Annotated in this window: 1 protein-coding gene; it reads right to left on the bottom strand. The window is 74.1% G+C overall.

Translation table 11 applies throughout. The features are described 5' to 3' along the window. Positions 1-92 precede the first annotated feature (92 nt). On the bottom strand, positions 93-1055 hold the full coding sequence (locus ABZ885_RS41355) for a zinc-binding dehydrogenase (protein ID WP_360200397.1): 963 nt from the start codon (positions 1053-1055) through the stop codon (positions 93-95). Positions 1056-1291 lie beyond the last annotated feature (236 nt).

The following is a 1291-nucleotide window of genomic DNA, read 5'->3' as shown; positions in this document are numbered from 1 at the left end:
CGTCCTCGTACTGGACGTACTTGGGCGATTCGGGCGTGCGTCCAGGCGGGATGCCCGGCGTCGTGCGCCCGGCAAGATCGGCCGGACAGGGCCTACGGGTTGAGGACGATCTTCCCGAAGACGTCGCCCTTGGCCAGCCGGGCGAAGCCCTCGCGGGCCTCGGCCAGCGGCAGCACCGAGTCGATCACCGGCCGGACGCCGGTCGTGGCGCAGAGCGAGAGCAGCCCGGCCAGCTCCTCCTTGGTGCCCATGGTCGAGCCGACCACCTTGAGCTCCAGGAAGAAGATCCGGTTCAGCTCGGCGGCCTTCGGGCTCGGGCCGGAGGTGGCCCCCGAGATCACGATGGTGCCGCCGGGCCGCAGCGACTTCACCGAGTGCGACCAGGTCGCGGCGCCGACCGTCTCCATCACCGCGTCCACCCGCTCCGGCAGCCGGGCGCCGCTCTCGAAGGCGGCGTCGGCGCCCAGCCCGACCGCCCGGGCGCGCTTGGCCTCGTCCCGGCCGGTGACCCAGACCCGCAGGCCGGCGGCCTTGGCCAGGACGATCAGCGCGGTCGACACCCCGCCGCCGGCCCCCTGCACCAGGACGGTGTCACCCGGCTTCACGCCGGCGTTGGTGAACAGCATCCGGTACGCCGTCAGCCACGCGGTGGGCAGGCAGGCGGCCTCCTCGAAGCTCAGCCCGGCCGGCTTGGGCAGCAGGTTCCAGGTGGGGACGGCCACCTTGGTGGCGAAGGTGCCCTGGTAGCGCTCGGTCAGGATGGAGCGCGGCTCGTCCGGCCCCACGCCGTGGCCGGTCTGGCCGATCACCGAGTGGACGACCACCTCGTTGCCGTGCTCGTCGACACCGGCGGCGTCGCAGCCGAGGATCATCGGCAGCCGCTCCGCGGGCAGGCCGACCCCGCGCAGCGACCAGAGGTCGTGGTGGTTGAGGCTGGCGGCCCTGACCGTCACCACGCTCCACCCGGGGCGCGCCTGGGGTTCGGGGAGTTCGCCCAGCTCCAGCCCGCTCAGCGGGTCGTCGGCGTCGATTCGTGCGGCGTAGGCAGCAAACATGACCCGGACACTAGCCGCGACGACGCGGGCCCGGAACCACGCGTACGTGTGACGCGCGTCCCGGGCCCGAAGTCGTACGGGGGCCTGCTCAGCGGCGGGCGACGCCCTCGGCGCGGGCGGCGTCGGCGACGGCCTTGGTGACCGCCGGCGCGACCCGCTCGTCGAACGGCGAGGGGATCACCTTCTGCGGGGTCAGCTCGTCGGCGACCACGCCGGCCAGCGCCTTGGCGGCGGCC

Origin of the sequence: Kitasatospora sp. NPDC047058, assembly GCF_040643935.1 — a bacterium.
GTDB lineage: Bacteria > Actinomycetota > Actinomycetes > Streptomycetales > Streptomycetaceae > Kitasatospora.
Note: the sequence above shows the minus strand (reverse complement) of the source record. Positions and strands in the feature narration are given on the sequence as shown.